Consider the following 16,494-nt stretch of genomic DNA (forward strand, 5'->3'; position numbering starts at 1 on the left):
GCCCGTAGGGCATCCCCAACTTCCGCCGGTCGAACGGCAGGTGAAGGTATGTGCGGGGGTGCTTGTCCGGCGTGCGCTCAGGCGGTAGACCGATCTTGACACTGTGCGGGCAGCCTGGGGAGTCGGTCATGAGCGTGACGAGTAGGTACAAGGACGCCTGGGAGGGTTTCTGGCGCGAGGCGCCCGACGAACCGGGCGCGGTCTTCTGGGACGCCGAACCGGCCCTGACGGCCGCCCGCCACCTGGCGCACTTCGGCGCCCGCGTCGACCGGCCCGAGCTGCCGCTGGTGGACCTCGGCTGCGGCAACGGCACCCAGACCCGCTATCTGGCGGGCCGCTTCCCGAAGGTGATCGGAACCGACCTGTCCCTGGCCGCCGTCGAGCACGCCCGGCGCCAAGTGCCGTCGGACGAGGCCGAGTTCGAGCAGCTCGACGCCACCGACACGAAGGCCGTACACGAGCTGCACGCCCGCCTCGGCGACGCCAACGTGTACGTGCGGGGCGTCCTGCACCAGTGCGAGGCCGACGACCGCCAGCCCGTGGCCGACGCCATCGCCACCCTGCTCGGCGCGCACGGCCGGGCCTGCGTGGTCGAGCTCGCCGAGGCGGCGAAGCCGGTCCTGATGGGGCTCGCGCAGAGCCCCGAGGGCCCGCCGCCCAAGCTCCGCCCGGTCTTCGCGCACGGCATCGCACCGGGCGAGGTGTCCGACAGCGCGCTCGTGGACCTGCTCACGACCGCCGGTCTGACCGTGCTCGCCGACGGCGAACTCCCGCTCACCACCACGGAGTACGACCCCGACGGACGCCGCATCGAGCTGCCGTCCAGATGGCTGGTCCTGGGCCCGCGGGGAAGCGACGGCGCCCCGGCGCGGTGACGCCGCGCGCGTCCACCCGGGGGCGGCCCAACTTCACCTGCGTGCGGAGCAACGCAATGCGCCCGGCCTCCCTCTTCCCGGACGAGCAACCCCGAGAGGGAGCCGGGCCGGCCCCCGCGAGAAGGAGCACCGTGTTCCGCACAGCAGCCCGCGCCGTGGCCGTCGCCGGTCTGGCCCTGCCGCTCCTGGCGGCCGGACCCGGCGCGGCCGTCGCGGACGGGGGCGCGCCCGCGCCCGGCGCGAGCCCCGCCGGGCCGCACCTGACGTTCGACTGGGACAAGGTCGAGGTGGGCGGCTGGGCCGGGGTCGCCATCACCGGCATGCCCCCGGGCTGGGACGCGGTGACCGTCACCTCGCCCGCCCTGACCGCTCCGGTCCGCCTCACCCCCAAGAAGGCGGGCGCCCGCGAGTCGCGCCGGTTCCCCGAATCGGACGGCGAGGACGTGCGCGGCGACATCGCGCCCGGCAGCTACCCGGTGACCGCCACCCGTGACGGCCGCACCGTGGCGAGCGCCCGGCTGACGGTCACGCCGCAGGCACCCGCGCTCATCAGCCGTTTCGTGGCCGGTCCCAAGGGGGGCAACCTGGGCGGCGCCGACTCCACACCCCGCGTGACCGTACGGCCGGGCAGCGAGATCGTCGTGCTGCTCGCCGACCACAGCCCCGTCCCCGACGAGGACACCCTCACCGTCCGGTCCAGGGCGTTCGAGGCGCCCATGACCATCAGCACCGACGACGAGGACGACGACCCCGGCTGCAAGTGCGACGACGGAGCCACCGTGTACACGGGGCACACCACGGTGCGCGGCGACCTCCCGGCGGGGTCCTATCCGATCACGGTCGTCAGCCACGAGGGGAACCACACCAGTACCGCGCGCCTGCGGGTCGGCGGCAAACCTCTCGCGCACCACGGGAGTTGGCTGACCGCGGGGGCCGCGGCGCTGGCGCTGACCGGCGTCCTCGCGCTGGGCCTGCGCCACCGTCTGCGCCGTCGGCGGCGCTGACAGCGCGTCGGCGTCAGTGCGGGATGCCGCTGAGGGTGAAGGTGGCGCCGTCGGGGTCGCTGAGGCGGACCCAGGGGCCGGTGGGCGAGGTCCCGTCGGCGAGCACGGTCGCGCCGTGCGCGCGGGCCTGGTCGGCGTGGTGGTGCGGGTCCTTGACGGCGAAGTGGGTGTGCCAGTGGGGCCGCAGACTGGGGTCGGGGGCGGCCTCGACGGCGCCGGAGGTGAGGCGGGCCACGATGTGCCCGGCGTGGCGCAGCACGACCTCGTCGTGTTCGTACTGGACGTCGCAGCAGCCGGGGCGGTCGCAGGCCCAGTCGAGGACCTCGCCGTAGAAGATCGCCGCGTCGAAGGCGTCGCGGGTGTGCAGCCGGGTCCAGGCGGGCGCGGTGTCGCGCCAGGATTCCCAGTTGGACACGAGGTGGCCCTGCCAGATCCCGAAGACGGCGCCGTCCCGGTCGGCGGCGAGCGCTCCGCGTCCCGTGTGCAGGGCGACCGGTCCGACGGCGACCGTGGCGCCGCGCTCGCGGATCCGGGCGGCGGTGAGGTCGGCATCCTCCACCGCGAAGTACGGCGTCCACGCCACGGCCACCTGGAGGGCCGGGGCGAGCGCTCCGATTCCGGCGACGGGGACTCCGTCCGCGAGGGCGACGCGGAACTCCTCGCCCAGGGACCCGGCGCGGAAAGTCCAGCCCATCACCGCGCCGTAGAAGTCGAGCGCGGCGTGCAGGTCGCGGGCCATCAGGCTCACCCAGCACGGCGCGCCGCACACGGCGGCGCTCGCAGCGGCGGCGCCGCGTCGCTCCGCCGTGGTGTCGGGATCACTCGGTGACGGCGTCACGAAAACCCTCGCTCTCAGGAATTCGGCATACCGGCACATAGACCCCGCCATTGTCCCGCCCTCCACTCGCGCCCGCCATCCGGGAGCCGTCCGGAGCGCGGGTCAGCGGTCGGGATCGCAGCTCTCCCGGCGCCGCCCGATCGTGATCAGGGCGGCCATGAGGGCCTCGTCGTCGTCCCGCGCCGCCACGTGCACGGCGCCCTCTTCGAGGACCGCGTCCAGCTCGGGCAGTCCGGCCGTGGCCGGGGTGGTCCGCAGGATGACACCGCTGGGGGGAGTCAGCGTGCGCAGGCCCGTGAACAGGGCGACCGGATCGCCGTCGCCGTTCATGCTCGGGTCGAGGACGGTGAGGTCCGGCAGCAGAACCCGGGCCTGGGCCAGGGCGTGCCGGGGGCTCGGGGTGTGCGAGACGACGCGGAAGTGCGGGTTGCGATGGATGAGTTCGCGCAGCGCGGAGGCTTCCTCGTCGGTGGCTACGAGCAGGACGGTCATCACGCTTCCAGCATGGCCGCACCTGCCCGGAGCAGCCACGCGAGGACCGGTTCCGCCCCGGCGTCAGCCGAGCGCGGCCCGCGCGAGGATCCGGGCGGTCTCCCGCCCGGCCCGCAGCGCGGCGGGGTCGGTGGCGGGCACGCAGTGGCCGAGCTCCGGGTCGTACGTGGTCATGATGATGCCCGCGTGATCGGTCTCCGCCTCGTGCAGGTGCGCGGCCCGCTGCCGCTCGACGAGCGCGGCGTGGAAGTCGCGGGAGTGGTGGCTGGCGACGGCCGTGTCCGCCGTGCCATGGACGAGGACGACGGGCACCGCGCAGGCGGGCGCCTCGGCCAGGTCCTCCAGCGGGACGGTGCCCGTGCTGCGGGCGGGGCGCCCGTACAGGCCGGCGATGCCGACGACCGCTCGCGGGGGCGGTCCGCCCACGAGGTCCGGGCGCAGCGCCGTGCCGACGGCGGCGCCCGCCCCCGCCGACCAGCCGGCCACGACGAGACGCTCCGGGTCGGCGCCGAACGCGGCCGCGTTCTCCCGTACGTACCGCAGCGAGGCCGTGAGGTGGGCGCGGCCGCCGTCGGGGGCGTCCGAGCGCCAGTCTGGCACGAACACGGCCGGCCCGTGCGCGGCCGTCTCCTCGGCCAGGGGGCCGACCTCGAACCGGGTGTCGGGACCCATGCCGTGCCAGAGCAGCACGGCCGGGACGGTCGCCGGGGCGCCCTCGGGCCGGTACACGTCCAGGAGTCGGGGCGCGGATCCATCCGGTGCGGTGTAGGGGACGGTGCTGATCGGCATGGCGGTCCTCGGGTCACGGTGCTGAAGTGGCCCTCACCGTAACCGGCTCCCTCGACGCCGGAGGCGGGGCGCCCGGGCCGCGGGCCCCGTCCGTGTGCCGGGACCGCGGATGCCCGGAAGGGACGAAGGGGGAAATGCACCTGAATGCCATGGATCACCGATTGTTCCCATAACTACCTTCGCTTGTCCGGGAGTTGGCCCCCGGGTGGGGCGACGGACGCGGCCGACCGGATACGGTGCTGGTGTGCTGATCAAGGGCGAGGGACCGGGGACGGCGTTGCTGCTGGCGGCCGCTCCGGCGAACAAGGGCCGTCTCGTCGACGCCGCGTCCGTCCTGCCGGGCCTCGCCGCGGTCGACCCGGGCGTGCTCGCCGGTACCGCGGCGGCCACCGTCGTCGAACTCGCCGATCCGGTCGACCCGCAGACCGTGCTGACCCGGATCCGGGCCGTGGCCGCCACGCCGGGGCCGGTCTCGGTGTACCTGGCGGGCCAGGTGCACCTGGATGCCAAGCAGGGCCTGCCGCATGTCGCGCTCGCCCGCACCACACCGGCGGCCCTGCGCTACACGGCTCTGCCGTGGGCGTGGCTGGCGCACCAGTTCCAGGTGCGGCGGCCCGGCACCACCACGGTGGTGGTCGACCTGGTCGCGGACGCGGCGGCCTGGCAGCGGCTGCGGCAGGAGGGCCTCGGCCTCGGGCCGGGCGTCCGCCTGTACGGCCGGGTGACCGGGCCCGCGCCGCGCCGGGGGGTGGCCGCGCCCGACTACCTGAAGGTGTACGCCGAGGTGTGGCGCGGCGGCGCCCGGCCGACCCTCGCACAGCTCCACGCCTACGCCGCGGACCAGGTGGGCCCGGGCGACGCGCTCTTCCTGGCCGCGGACGGGTCGGCCCCCGAGACCGCCCCTCATCCGCGGCACTCCGCGCCGCCCGTCGCGGCCGGGCCCGGCGCCGATCCGCATCCGGCGATCCTGGCCGCCGCCGCCGCGGGGCGCCACGGCGAGGCCGCCTCGATGGCCGCGATGTGGGAGAGCGAGGCGCTGCGGGCGCACGGGCCGGGTTCCCTCGAAGCCATCCACTGGCTGGAGGTCCGCGCCGATCTGGCCCGGCTCGCCGGAGAACCGGCCCGCTCCTGCGAGGGGTGGATGGCCTCCGCCCAGGCCCGGCTCGCCCGCGGGCAGACCACGGACGACGCCGACGTCCAGGCGGCCGTCGACCGCGCCCACCACCAGTGGGAGCAGCTGCGCGACCCGGAACGCGCCCGGTCGCTCGCCCCGGCCCTGGTCGCGCTGCGCCGACAGGTCCCCGGACGACAGCGCGGCGCGCTGGACGCGGTACGGCGGCGCCTGGAACACCTGCACGCCGTACCAGCCGCCGGGCGCTAGCGCGGCGGCACTTCAGAAGGCGCAGCTATCGGCGGCGTCGCAGCCGCCGCAGGCGTTCGTTCCAGCGGCCCGTCGCCTGTCCGCCCGGCTCCTTAGCGAGGCGCAGCCATCGGCGGCGTCGAACCGCCACAGCCGTTCGTCCCATCGTCCCGTCGCTAGTCCGCCCGGCTCTTCGCGCGGCGCAGCTACTGGCGGCGCCGAACCGCCGCCGTTGTTCGCCCCAGCGGCGCGTCACCCGCTCGGCCCGGCTCCTTCGCGAGGCGCAGCTACCGGCGGCGTCGCAGCCGCCGCAGGCGTTCCTCCCAGCGGCCCGTCACCCGTCCGGCCGCCCAGATCCGGGCCGCCAGCCGGGCCGCCCACCCAGCCCTGCGGGCCCGTGCGCGGACCGCGCCGCGCCGTGCGGAGACGCGGATGCTGTGTGTGCTCCGACTGCCCATGCGTCCAGGGTGGTCCGCCCGCGCGGCTCCCGCATGCCGAGCGCGGCGCTCAGGCTTGTGCCCGCCCGGTGTACGGCACGCGGCTGAGCTCGCGCGGCGGGGCGAGGGTGCCCCACTCGTCCCTGCCGAGCCGGGACAGCGGCCGCAGCAGGGTGATCTCGGGGTGGCCGTCGACCATGACCTCCTCGGAGACGACCGCGTGCACCACGCGGCCGAACACGACCGTCGAGTCGCCGATCCCGAGCGTGCTGTGCAGTTCGCACTCCAGGGCCACCGGCGACAGGGCCACCCGGGGCGGCTTCACCCGCAGGCTCGGCTCGGTGGCGAGCCCCACCTCCGCGAACTCGCTGACCCCGCGCGGGAAGTCGGTCGCCGTGTCGTTGATCTCCGCGTGGAGTGGCTCGGGCGCGAAGTTGACCACGAACTGCCCGGTCGCCTCGACGTTGCGGAGCGAGTCCTTGCGCCCCACCGAGGTGAACTGGACGACGGGCGGCGACACAGAGGAGATCGTGAAGAAGGAGTGCGGCGCGAGATTGGGCGTCCCGTCCGCGGTCACCGTCGACACCCAGGCGATGGGCCGCGGCACCACGGTCGCGGTGAGCAGTCGGTAGAAGTCGGTGCGGGACACGGCGGCGGGGTCGAAGTCGATGCGCATCCCGCCAGTATCCATCGGCCCCTTCGCGCCCTCGGACGGCTCTTCCGCCCCCGATGCCGGTCGCGACCGTCCCGCATGCGCGAACGTGGTCCGCGCACAAACGGCGGCGTGGAGCGGAAGCCGCACGCCCTCCCTCAACTCTGTTGATCTCCAACGTAGTTGGGGGAAACGCACACCCTCGGCCGAGTCGCACAGGAGGGCCGCCCCGGGCCGGACCTGCGCCCGGTCCGCGCGGCGGCCCGACGCGGGCAACGGGCGTCACAGGTATGGACCTCTGGTGGCCGCCCGGTGCCTGGCCCGGGCCGGGGGCGGCGGGTACCGTGGGGCGCCATGAAGATCCTCATCAGTGCGGACATGGAAGGCGCCACCGGAGTCACCTGGCCGGCCGACGTGCTGCCGGGTACGCCGCAGTGGGAGCGCTGCCGGGCGATGTTCACGTCCGACGTGAACGCGGCCGTGCTCGGTTTCCTCGACGGGGGCGCCGACGAGGTGCTCATCAACGAGGCGCACTGGTCCATGCGCAATCTGCTGCTCGAACGGCTCGACGAGCGGGCCCAGATGCTCACCGGCAAGCACAAGTCGCTCTCCATGGTCGAGGGGATCCAGCACGGCGACGTGGACGGCATCGCCTTCGTCGGCTACCACACGGGCGCCGGCACGGCGGGCGTGCTCGCCCACACCTACCTCGCCAACTCCATCACCGGGGTGTGGCTCAACGGCGTCCGCGCGAGCGAGGGGCTGCTCAACGCGCACGTCGTCGCCGAGTACGGGGTGCCCGTGGTCCTGGTGACCGGCGACGACCTCACCTGTGCCGACGCCGAGGGGTACGCGCCGGACGCCCGCAAGGTGGCCGTCAAGGACCACGTCTCGCGGTACGCGGCGGTGTGCCGCACCCCGGCGCGTACCGCCGGTGACATCCGGGCGGCGGCGAAGGAGGCGGCCGCCCTCGCGCGCCGGACCGAGCCCGTGGACGGCGGGCCGTTCACCGTGGAGATCGAGTTCGACGCGGAGCACCTGGCCGACGCGGCCACGGTGGTGCCCGGCGTGGCGCGTACGGGTGAACGGCGCGTCTCTTACACCAGTTTGACGATGTATGAGGGCATTCGCTCCTTCAAGGCGGTCACGACGATCGTCTCGTCCGCGGTGGAGGAGCAGTATGGCTGAGGTGGAGACGGCCGATCAGGTGGCGCTCGACGAGGTGGTGGCCTTCACCTCCGAGCTGATCCGGATCGACACCAGCAACCGGGGCGGCGGCGACTGCCGGGAGCGACCGGCCGCCGAGTACGTGGCCGAGCGGCTCGCCGCCGCGGGCCTCGAACCCCACCTCCTCGAGCGCACCGAGGGACGCACCAACGTGGTCGCCCGGATCGCGGGCACCGACCCGGCGGCGGATGCCCTCCTGGTGCACGGGCACCTGGACGTGGTGCCCGCCGAGGCCGCCGACTGGAGCGTGCACCCCTTCTCCGGCGAAGTCGCCGACGGAGTGGTGTGGGGCCGGGGCGCGGTCGACATGAAGAACATGGACGCGATGGTCCTGGCGGTCGTACGGGCCTGGGCCCGGCACGGGGTGCGCCCCCGGCGGGACATCGTCCTCGCGTACACCGCCGACGAGGAGGCCAGCGCGATCGACGGCTCCGGCTTCCTCGCCGACCACCATCCCGAGCTGTTCGAGGGGTGCACCGAGGGGATCAGCGAGTCGGGCGGGGTCACCTTCCACGCCGGACCGGGCATGGAGATCTACCCGATCGGCGCGGGGGAGCGCGGCACCGCCTGGCTCCGGCTCACCGCGCACGGCCGCGCGGGCCACGGCTCCAAGGTGAACCGCGCCAACGCGGTCAGCCGGCTCGCCGCCGCCATCGTCCGCATCGGCGAGCACGAGTGGCCGGTCAGGATCACCCCCACCGTCCGCGCCTGCCTGAGGGAACTCGCGGCCCTGCACGGCATCGACGCCGACCCCGACGCCGAGGGGTTCGACGCCGACGAACTGCTCGGCAAGCTCGGCCCCGCCGCGGCACTGGTCGAGCCGGTGATCCGCAACAGCGCCAACCCGACGATGCTGGAGGCCGGTTACAAGGTCAACGTCATCCCGGGCCACGCGACCGCGTACGTGGACGGGCGGATCGTGCCCGGCGGCGAGGCCGAGTTCCGCACCACGATGGACCAGTTGACCGGGCCCGACGTCGACTGGGACTTCCACCACGGCGAGGTCGCGCTCCAGGCGCCGGTCGACTCACCCACGTACCTGCGGCTGAAGGCCGCCATCGAGCGGTTCGCGCCGGAGGGGCACGTGGTGCCGTACTGCATGTCGGGCGGCACCGACGCCAAGCAGTTCTCGCGGCTCGGCATCACCGGCTACGGCTTCGCGCCGCTGCGGATGCCGGCCGGTCTCGACTACCAGGCGCTGTTCCACGGCGTCGACGAACGGGTGCCCGTGGACGCGCTGCACTTCGGCGTCAGGGTCCTCGACCACTATCTGCGGTCCGCATAGGGAGAGTTGGAAGATGGTGCCCACGGGGCCTTACGGAAGCTGGCCGTCACCGATCGACGCGGCCCTGGCCGCCTCCCACGACGGCTACGCCGACCACGTCGCCGCCGTCGGCGACGACCTGTGGTGGACGGAGGCGCGCCCCACCGAGGGCGGCAGGCGGGTCCTGGTGTGCCGCCGGCCCGAGGGCGAGGCGCAGCCGGTCCTGCCCGAGCCGTGGAACGTGCGCAGCCGGGTGATGGAGTACGGCGGGCGCCCCTGGGACGGCGCCGACCGGGGCGCCGAGGGCCCCCTCGTCGTCTTCGTCCACTTCCCCGACCAGCGGCTCTACGCCTACGAGCCGAACGCGACCGCGGCGCCGCGGCCGCTCACCCCGCTGTCCGCCGTCGGCGGGGGACTGCGCTGGGTCGACCCCCGCATCGACCTGGAGCGGGGCGAAGTGTGGTGCGTCCTGGAGGAGTTCACCGGCGAGGGCCCCACCGACGTGCGCCGCGTCGTCGCGGCCGTGCCGCTGGACGGATCGGCCGCCGAAGACCGGGGCGCCGTCCGGGAGTTGAGCGACGGCCGGCACCGCTTCGTCACCGGCCCGCGGCTCTCGCCCGACGGCGGCCGAGCCGCCTGGATCGGCTGGGACCACCCGAGGATGCCGTGGGACGGCACCGAGCTGATCGTCGCCGACGTCGGCGAGGACGGCGACCTCAGCCGGGCCCGGACGGTGGCGGGCGGACCCGAGGAGTCCATCGCGCAGGCCGACTGGTCCGCCGACGGACAGCTCCTGTTCGCCTCCGACCGCAGCGGCTGGTGGAACCTGTACCGCGCGGACCCCGCCGGGGGCGAGGCCGTCGCGCTGTGCCCGCGCGAGGAGGAGTTCGCCGGGCCCCTCTGGCTGGTCGGGCGGCGGTGGTTCCAGCCGCTGGAGAGCGGCCTGGTCGCCGTCGTGCACGGCAAGGGCGCCACCACGCTCGGCATACTCGACCCCGAGAGCGGCGAACTCGTCGACACCGCCGGGCCCTGGACGCAGTGGAGCGCGACCCTCGCCGCGCACGGCAGCCGCGTCGTGGGCGTGGCCGCGAGCCCGCGCACCGCCTACGAACTCGTCGAGCTGGACACCGCCACCGGCCGCGCCCGCGTGATCGGCTGCGGACACGCCGACGCGGTGGACCCGGCGTACTACCCCGAGCCGCTGATCCGCACCTACACCGGCCCCGGCGGCCGGGACATCCACGCCCACGTCTACCCGCCGCACAACCCCGACCGGATCGCCCCCGCCGACGAGCTGCCGCCCTATGTGATCTGGGTGCACGGCGGCCCGACCAGTAACGTCTCCCTCGTACTCGACCTGGAGACCGCCTACTTCACCTCACGCGGCATCGGCGTCGTCAAGGTCGACTACGGCGGCTCCACCGGCTACGGCCGCGCCTACCGCAACCGGCTGCGCGAGCAGTGGGGCGTCGTCGACGTGGAGGACTGCGCGGCCGTCGCCCGCGCCCTGGCCGACGAGGGCACCGCCGATGCGCGCCGCCTCGCGATCCGCGGCGGCAGCGCCGGAGGCTGGACCACCGCCGCCTCCCTCGCCACCACCGACGTGTACGCCTGCGGCACCATCAGCTACCCCGTCCTCGACCTCACGAGCTGGCTCGACACCACCCACGACTTCGAGTCGCACTATCTGGAGAGCCTCGTCGGGCCGCACGCAGAATTGCCCGGCCGCTACCTCGAACGCTCCCCGGGCCGGCACGCCGACCGCATCACCGCGCCGTTCCTGCTGCTCCAGGGGCTCGACGACGCGATCTGCCCGCCCGCGCAGTGCGAGGACTTCCTGGAGAAGATGGCCGGGCGCGGCATCCCGCACGCCTACCTCACCTTCGAGGGCGAAGGGCACGGCTTCCGCCGCGCCGACACGATGGTCCGCGCGCTGGAGGCCGAACTCTCCCTGTACGCACAGGTGTTCGCGATCGACCGGACCGACATCCCGCTCCTGGAGCTCGGCAGGTGAGCGCCGTCGAACTGACCCGGCCGCCCCGGTTGCGGCCCGGCGCCAGGATCGCCGTGGTCGCCCCCAGCGGCCCCGTCGTGGAAGAGCGGCTCCAGGCCGGGCTCGACATCCTGCGTGGCTGGGACCTCGACGCGGTGGCCGCGCCACAAGTCACCGCCAGGCATGGGGAGTTCAGGTATCTGGCGGGCGAGGACGAGGCGCGGGCGCGCGCCTTCCAGCAGGCCTGGTGCGATCCCGTTGTGGACGCCGTGATGTGCGCCCGCGGCGGCTACGGTGTCCAGCGCATGGTCGACCTCCTCGACTGGAACGCGCTGCGTACGGCCGGACCCAAGGTGCTCGTCGGCTACAGCGATGTGACCGCCCTGCACGAGGCGTTCGCCGTCCGCTTGGGCCTCGTCACCCTGCACGGCCCGATGACCTCCGCGCTCGCCTTCCTCAAGGACACCACCACCCAGGAGTCCCTGCGCACCACGCTCTTCGAGCCCGAGGCCGCGATGACCCTCGGCCTGCCCGGTGCCCGCGCCATGGTGCCCGGCCGCGCCCGGGGCGTCACTCTCGGGGGCTGCCTGTCCCTGCTCGCGGCCGATCTCGCCACCCCGCACGCCCGGCCGGGCGCCGCGGGCGGGCTGCTCCTGCTCGAGGACCGGGGCGAGGAGGACTACCGCATCGACCGCGTTCTGACCCAACTCCTGCGCGCGGGCTGGCTGGAGGGTGTCACCGGCGTCGCCCTCGGCTCCTGGCAGGAGTGCGGCCCGTACGAGGAACGGGTGCGTCCCGTGCTGTACGAACGCCTGGGCCGGCTCGGCGTGCCCGTCGTGGAGAACCTCGGCTTCGGCCACTGCGACGCCGCGCTCACCATGCCGCTGGGGGTCCCCGCGGTCCTGGACGCCGAGCGCGGCACGCTCACCCTGGAGAAGCCCGCACTGGCGTGAAATCCCCTGCGGTGGAACGCACCTGACGGGGTGTGAAAAGAGGCAGACCCTCACGGGCGGCCCGCCATTCACACCTCGCGAGCCCGCCGAAAGCGCCGAACCATCCGTGTCACAGGCGTTGACGCGGAAGTTTCACGTGTCACAGCATGAGGTCGCACCCGGGCCTACCGACAGGTAGGCCCGCCTCGCCGTGGAGGACGCCGTGACCCGTCGCCGTACCGTGTCCAGGATCCGCAAGCCGCTGGCCGGCGCACTCGGCGCGGCGCTCGCCGTACCGCTGCTCGCGGCCGCACCGGCCGCCGCGTCACCGGGCCAGAGCGCGCCCGGCGGTCAAGTCGCCGTCACCGCACTGAAGTTCACGGTCAGAGCCGGCGGACGGACCTGCGCCATCGACGCCGATCTCTACCGCCCCGCCGGAGTCGACAAGGCCCACCCGGCGCCCGCGGTGCTCACCACCAACGGCTTCGGCGGCAGCAAGTCGGACGGCTCGACCAACGCCACCGCGAAGGCGTTCGCCACCCGGGGCTATGTCGCCCTCGCCTACTCGGGGCTCGGCTTCGGCAAGTCGGGCTGCCTCATCTCCCTCGACGACCCGGCGATCGACGCCCACGCGGCGTCCCGGCTCGTCGACTTCCTGGCCGGGACCCGGGCCGCGGACGACGGCACCCGCATCGACTACGTCACCCAGGACCGCCCGGGCGACCCCCGCGTCGGCATGATCGGCGGCTCCTACAGAGGCGCCATCCAGATGGCCACCGCCGCCGTCGACCACCGCGTCGACGCCCTCGTCCCGATGATCACCTGGAACGACCTGTCGTACGCGCTCGACCCGAACAACGCGGCCGACCGCAAGGTGCCCGGCGCCTTCAAGTGGCAGTGGACCAACGGGTTCTACCTCATAGGCGAGAGCCAGCCCATCACGCTGCCGAACCTGGACCCGTCCCGCTGGGGCACGCTCGGCTGCGCGCACTTCGTGCCGGACGCGTGCCGGACCATCGGGCTGCTCAACTCAGGCAGCTACCCGGCCGCCCCCACCGCCGCGATGCTGCGCTACGCCCGCGGCGTCTCCCCGGTCAGCTACCTGGACCGGGTCGAGGCGCCCACCCTGCTCATCCAGGGCCAGACCGACAGCCTCTTCAACCTCAACGAGGCGACGGCGACGTACCACGCGCTGAAGGAGAACGGCACCACCACCAGGATGATCTGGCAGTCCTGGGGCCACAGCGGAGGACAGGCGCCCGGTGAACTCAACCTGGCCCAGGGCAACCTGGAGACCAGCTACACCGGCAAGCGCATCCTGGCCTGGTTCGACCGCTACCTGCGCCAGCACAAGCACACCGACACCGGCCCGGCCTTCGCCTACTACCGCGACTGGCGGAGCGGCTACGGCGAGGCGTCCAAGGTCCCGCCGCTCTCGCGCCAGCTGTACCTCTCCGGCGACGGCAAGCTCGTCGACAACCGGGCGAAGGTGGCACGCGGCAGCCGCACGTACACCAACTGGGCGGTCCCGACGAGCCATTCGGAGAGCTCGCTCGCGGGCATGATCGGCCTGCCCGACCCGGCACCCTACGACACCCCGGGGACCTACCTCGGCTGGGACACCGACGCCCTGAAGGCGCCCGTCGACGTGGTCGGCTCGGCGAGGGCCACCCTCAAGGTGTCCTCGCCCGCCGCGCGCCGCACGCAGAACTCCGGCGACGCCGCCGACAAGCTGGTCCTCTTCGCCAAGCTGTACGACGTGGCGCCCGACGGCACCAAGACGCTGGTGCGCCGCCTGGTCGCGCCGGTGCGGGTGCCGGACGTGACCAAGCCGTTCACCGTCGCCCTGCCCGGCATCGCGCACCGCTACGAGGCCGGGCACCGCATCGAGTTCGCCATCGCCGCGAGCGACGACGCCTACCTCGGCAACAAGGGCGTCAAACCGGTGACGGTGGTCAGCGCCCCCGGTGAGACGGGGACGCTCCAACTCCCGGTCGTCAGCGGGACGTTGAACTGATCGCCGCGTAACCGGGGCGCACGATCTCGTCGATGATGCGACGGCGCTCCGGCAACGAGAGGAACGCCGCCTCGACCGCGGCGACGGTGAACTCCTCGAAGACCTCCGGGCCGTAGCCGAAGGCGTCCGCCATGTGCTGGAACTCCTCGCTCATCGTCGTACCGGACACCAGGCGGTTGTCGGTGTTGAGCGTGACGGTGAAGCCGAGCCTGCGCAGCTCGTCGATCGGGTGCTTCTCGTAGGAGAGGGCGGCGCCGGTCTGGAGGTTGGAGGTCGGGCAGACCTCCAGGGCGATCCGGTTGTCCCGGACGTACGCGGCCAGGTGGCCCAGGGTGCCGTCGGCGGCGATGTCGTCGGTGATCCGCACGCCGTGCCCGATCCGCTCGGCCCCGCACACCTGGACCGCCTCGTGCACCGACTCGGCGCCCACGGCCTCGCCCGCGTGGATGGTGAAGTGGCAGTTGGCGCGCTTGAGGTGCTGGAAGGCAGGCAGGTGCGCGGCCGGCGGGTTGCCGATCTCGCCGCCCGCGATGTCGAAGCCCGCCACCCCGCGGTCGCGGTGGGCGACGGTGAGCTCGGCTATCTCCAGCGAACGCCGGGTGTGCCGCATGCCGGTCAGCAGGGCGCGGACGGTGATCGCCCCGCCGGTGCGGCGCTCGCCCTCGCGCAGCCCCTCGTTGACGGCGTCCACGACCTCGTCGAGGGTCAGACCGCCCTCCAGGTGCTGCTCGGGGGCGTAGCGCACCTCCGCGTAGACGACCCCGTCGGCCGCCAGGTCCTCGGCGCACTCGGCCGCGACGCGGTGCAGCGCCTCGCGGGTCTGCATCACCGCGCAGGTGTGGGCGAAGGTCTCCAGGTAGCGCTCCAGGGAGCCGGAGTCCGCGGCGTCGCGGAACCAGAGCGCGAGCTCGGCCGGGTCCTCGGTCGGCAGCGCGGCGTATCCGCAGGCGCGGGCCAGCTCGACGATGGTGGCGGGGCGCAGGCCGCCGTCGAGGTGGTCGTGGAGGACGGCCTTGGGGGCGCGGCGGATCCACTCGGCGGGGCTGACCGAAGCGGCGGCGGAAGGGTTGTCTGACAAGTGCATGAGGCGGGAGTGTACAGCGTGCCGCATCCCGCTCCCTCCGGGCGCCGTCAGGACTGGAGGACCAACAGCGCCGGGGCTCCCGTCGGCAGCATGTGCTTGGCGGCCATCACCGGAGTGCCCCCGACCCGGACGACCTGGGTGATCAGCACCGCCGGGGTGTCCGCCGGGCGCTCCAGCTGCTCGCCCCTGCGCCGGCCGAGCAGGGTCGCGCTCACCGCGCTGTGCGCGCTCAGCGCGACGCCCCGCGAGGACTGGGCGAGGACGGTGAGCATCGAGACGGCGGGCTCGGCGGACAGGGCCGCGCCGAATGCGGGGTGCAGCCGGTCCAGGACGTCCTCGGGGGCCGCCCACTCGTGGCTGAGGGCGACCGCGAGCGCCTCCCCGACCAGGACGGACTCCCAGAACCGCAGCTCGGACCCGGCGGGCGCGAGCAGGTGCTGGGCGGTGAAGTCGGTGGGCTCCTCCCGGCTGCGCAGCAGGGCCCGCACCCGGACCGGGCCCAGCAGGTCGTCGAGGGGCTGGAGCTGTTCGAAGCCGCGCCGGGGCGGGCGGTCGTTGACGGTCCTGCCCACCCCGCGCCGGACCGAGAGCAGCCCGTCCTCCTGGAGCAGGAGCAGCGCCTCGCGCAGGGCGGGACGGCTCACCCCGAGCTCGCCCGCGAGCTTCGGCTCGGAGGGCAGCGTGGAGCCCGGGGGATAGGTGCCGTCGTGGATCGCGTCCGCGATCCGCTCGTACAGCGCGACGACCGGCCTGCGCTGCTGCCCGCTCACTGCCATGAACCTGCCCCTCCACGTACCGGAAGGCCAGCATGCCCCGCCCCCACTTGTCTGACAAGGAGGCGCCCGGGGCTGCCCGCTCACCCGTACGGCCCGCTCAGGTGCCCCGGGCCGGGCCGGATCGGTCACGCTGGGCGCAAGGGAGCGGCGGCACCACGAGCGGAAGGGCCGGGTCATGAGCCCCAGGGACGAGTCGAGCAGTACGGGCAGGGCGGGCGGCGGCTTCACCCCGGCCAGGATCGGGATCCTCGTCCTCGCCGTCCTGGCGCTCGTCTTCATCTTCGAGAACACCCGACAGGTCAAGATCCGGCTGCTGATCCCCGAGGTCTCCATGCCCCTCTACCTCGCGCTGCTCGCGGTGTTCGTGGTGGGGCTCTGCTGCGGCGGCTACTTCATGAAGAGGCGGAGCAGGTGACGCGCGTGCGGGCCCGCGCCGCGACGGCGACGGCCGCTCTGGCCCTGGTGACCGCTGCCTCGACGGGCATCGCCCTCGCGGAGGAGGCCGTGGCGCCCCCGTCCATGCCCGCGTTCGTGGGCAAGGGCCTGATCCAGGTCTTCCACCAGCTCGACGCCCGGACGAAGCTCGACGTGGAGGACGTCGGAGGCGAGCACCGCACCGTGCTGTGGCCGTTCAACTGGAAGGTGTGCACGCAGCGTCCGGCCGCGGGCGCCGCCCTCGCCGGGCACACCCGCGTCAGCATCGACGTGGTGAAGAAGACCGAGCGGTGCCCGGCGGACTGAACCGTCGAAGATC

Annotated in this window: 17 protein-coding genes; 10 read left to right on the forward strand and 7 right to left on the reverse strand. The window is 73.9% G+C overall.

Annotated features, from left to right (window positions below):
* Positions 1–128: 128 nt before the first annotated feature.
* Together AC07F3_RS01240 and AC07F3_RS01245 are read left to right on the forward strand one after the other, a co-directional pair.
* Entirely contained in the window at positions 129–875 is a 747-nt protein-coding gene (locus tag AC07F3_RS01240; protein ID WP_479109258.1) for a class I SAM-dependent methyltransferase, read from the forward strand.
* 131 nt (positions 876–1,006) lie between these two features.
* Positions 1,007–1,879 carry a hypothetical protein gene (locus AC07F3_RS01245; RefSeq protein WP_479109260.1) on the forward strand — a complete coding sequence of 291 codons (873 nt, stop codon included), beginning with the start codon at positions 1,007–1,009 and terminating at the stop codon, positions 1,877–1,879.
* Positions 1,880–1,892: 13 nt separating this feature from the next.
* Here the strand turns inward: AC07F3_RS01245 and AC07F3_RS01250 are convergent, their stop codons facing one another.
* The 3 genes from AC07F3_RS01250 to AC07F3_RS01260 all read right to left on the reverse strand — a co-directional run bounded on the left by AC07F3_RS01250 (position 1,893) and on the right by AC07F3_RS01260 (position 3,998).
* Positions 1,893–2,717 (reverse strand): VOC family protein, encoded by an 825-nt coding sequence (locus tag AC07F3_RS01250; protein ID WP_479109262.1) that lies wholly within the window; start codon positions 2,715–2,717, stop codon positions 1,893–1,895.
* 102 nt (positions 2,718–2,819) lie between these two features.
* Positions 2,820–3,212, reverse strand: coding sequence for a response regulator (locus AC07F3_RS01255; RefSeq protein ID WP_479109264.1), 393 nt, complete (start codon positions 3,210–3,212; stop codon positions 2,820–2,822).
* A 60-nt stretch (positions 3,213–3,272) separates the two neighbouring features.
* Entirely contained in the window at positions 3,273–3,998 is a 726-nt protein-coding gene (locus tag AC07F3_RS01260) for an alpha/beta hydrolase (RefSeq protein WP_479109266.1), read from the reverse strand.
* Positions 3,999–4,242: 244 nt separating this feature from the next.
* Here AC07F3_RS01260 and AC07F3_RS01265 point away from each other — a divergent pair, with 244 nt between their 5' ends.
* On the forward strand, positions 4,243–5,379 hold the full coding sequence (locus AC07F3_RS01265) for a hypothetical protein (RefSeq protein ID WP_479109268.1): 1,137 nt from the start codon (positions 4,243–4,245) through the stop codon (positions 5,377–5,379).
* 266 nt (positions 5,380–5,645) lie between these two features.
* Here the strand turns inward: AC07F3_RS01265 and AC07F3_RS01270 are convergent, their stop codons facing one another.
* Positions 5,646–5,816, reverse strand: coding sequence for a hypothetical protein (locus tag AC07F3_RS01270; RefSeq protein ID WP_479109270.1), 171 nt, complete (start codon positions 5,814–5,816; stop codon positions 5,646–5,648).
* A gap of 49 nt (positions 5,817–5,865) precedes the next feature.
* Positions 5,866–6,471, reverse strand: a complete 606-nt coding sequence (locus AC07F3_RS01275; RefSeq protein ID WP_479109272.1) for a flavin reductase family protein — start codon at positions 6,469–6,471, stop codon at positions 5,866–5,868.
* A gap of 330 nt (positions 6,472–6,801) precedes the next feature.
* Between AC07F3_RS01275 and AC07F3_RS01280 the strand changes: the two genes are divergently transcribed.
* The 5 genes from AC07F3_RS01280 to AC07F3_RS01300 all read left to right on the forward strand — a co-directional run bounded on the left by AC07F3_RS01280 (position 6,802) and on the right by AC07F3_RS01300 (position 13,880).
* Entirely contained in the window at positions 6,802–7,635 is an 834-nt protein-coding gene (locus AC07F3_RS01280; protein ID WP_479109274.1) for a M55 family metallopeptidase, read from the forward strand.
* Positions 7,628–8,959, forward strand: coding sequence for a M20/M25/M40 family metallo-hydrolase (locus AC07F3_RS01285; RefSeq protein ID WP_479109276.1), 1,332 nt, complete (start codon positions 7,628–7,630; stop codon positions 8,957–8,959). Before AC07F3_RS01280 ends, AC07F3_RS01285 begins: the two co-directional genes overlap by 8 nt.
* Positions 8,960–8,972: 13 nt before the next feature.
* Positions 8,973–10,952, forward strand: a complete 1,980-nt coding sequence (locus AC07F3_RS01290; RefSeq protein ID WP_479109277.1) for a dipeptidyl-peptidase 5 — start codon at positions 8,973–8,975, stop codon at positions 10,950–10,952.
* Positions 10,949–11,884 carry a S66 peptidase family protein gene (locus AC07F3_RS01295; protein WP_479109279.1) on the forward strand — a complete coding sequence of 312 codons (936 nt, stop codon included), beginning with the start codon at positions 10,949–10,951 and terminating at the stop codon, positions 11,882–11,884. The genes AC07F3_RS01290 and AC07F3_RS01295 overlap by 4 nt, the downstream gene beginning before the upstream one ends.
* 202 nt (positions 11,885–12,086) lie before the next feature.
* Positions 12,087–13,880, forward strand: coding sequence for a CocE/NonD family hydrolase (locus tag AC07F3_RS01300; protein ID WP_479109281.1), 1,794 nt, complete (start codon positions 12,087–12,089; stop codon positions 13,878–13,880).
* Here AC07F3_RS01300 and AC07F3_RS01305 read toward each other — a convergent pair.
* The gene (locus tag AC07F3_RS01305; RefSeq protein ID WP_479109283.1) at positions 13,861–14,964 is read right to left on the reverse strand and encodes an adenosine deaminase; all 1,104 of its coding nucleotides are present in this window, start codon (positions 14,962–14,964) and stop codon (positions 13,861–13,863) included. The genes AC07F3_RS01300 and AC07F3_RS01305 overlap by 20 nt on opposite strands.
* 47 nt (positions 14,965–15,011) lie before the next feature.
* The gene (locus AC07F3_RS01310) at positions 15,012–15,740 is read right to left on the reverse strand and encodes a GntR family transcriptional regulator (protein ID WP_479109284.1); all 729 of its coding nucleotides are present in this window, start codon (positions 15,738–15,740) and stop codon (positions 15,012–15,014) included.
* A gap of 175 nt (positions 15,741–15,915) precedes the next feature.
* On the opposite strand from AC07F3_RS01310, the gene AC07F3_RS01315 reads away from it, so the two are divergent.
* Both AC07F3_RS01315 and AC07F3_RS01320 read left to right on the forward strand, forming a co-directional pair.
* Complete coding sequence (locus AC07F3_RS01315; protein WP_469834841.1) at positions 15,916–16,155, forward strand: LapA family protein; 240 nt, start codon at positions 15,916–15,918, stop codon at positions 16,153–16,155.
* Entirely contained in the window at positions 16,152–16,481 is a 330-nt protein-coding gene (locus AC07F3_RS01320) for a hypothetical protein (protein WP_479109287.1), read from the forward strand. Before AC07F3_RS01315 ends, AC07F3_RS01320 begins: the two co-directional genes overlap by 4 nt.
* Positions 16,482–16,494: the final 13 nt, after the last annotated feature.

This window comes from Streptomyces sp. NPDC045846 (assembly GCF_056431605.1).